Origin of the sequence: Methylobacterium sp. WL7 (assembly GCF_008040085.1) — a bacterium.
Classification (GTDB): domain Bacteria; phylum Pseudomonadota; class Alphaproteobacteria; order Rhizobiales; family Beijerinckiaceae; genus Methylobacterium; species Methylobacterium mesophilicum.
In genome coordinates this window covers 1-560 of record NZ_VRVG01000367.1, presented here as the reverse complement: position 1 = coordinate 560, position 560 = coordinate 1, and the positions used below count along the sequence as shown (strand labels likewise).

At 46.1% G+C, this 560-nt stretch carries 1 protein-coding gene; it reads left to right on the top strand.

Annotated elements, in window-relative coordinates; genetic code table 11:
- Positions 1-300: 300 nt before the first annotated feature.
- Positions 301-560 (top strand): hypothetical protein (locus FV233_RS31030; protein WP_210249532.1); only part of this gene is annotated, 260 nt, incomplete at its 3' end.

Below are 560 nucleotides of genomic sequence, written 5' to 3'. Positions count from 1 at the left end.
AACAGTAGTTGGGATGACACAAGTGAAGTCGACTTTGGCCGCTGCTCGCCTAATATGCTAGAATCCTTTCGAAAGCGCGCCGCAGACATAATTACAAACGAATACGGCAGCGACGAACTTTTGATAGCTAAAGATCCAAGAATTTGCCGTCTAGCTGATATTTGGCTAAATGTATTGAAAGAGTCTTCGATCCAGGCAAAGGTGATTATTCCGATACGGCATCCAGTCGAAGTTTCTCAATCTTTGAAAGCACGCGACGGCATGAGCGAACCGTACTCATGTCTTTTGTGGATCCGGTACATGCTTGAAGCAGAGCGGTCCAGTCGGGGGACGTCGAGAGCTGTATTTTCTTATGCCCACCTCGTGCATGACTGGCGAAGTGTTGTTACGAAACTTATCGTTGATCTAAAACTCGACTTAAATTATTCGTTCGTTCAGGGCACCGAAGTTGATGCTTTCTTGAGATCTAAATTATATCGGCAAAAGATGGATGAAGGATCTGTCATCAACCCCCCGCCGCTTCTTGAAAGGGCGATCAGGCTGTATGAAACATTTTGCGC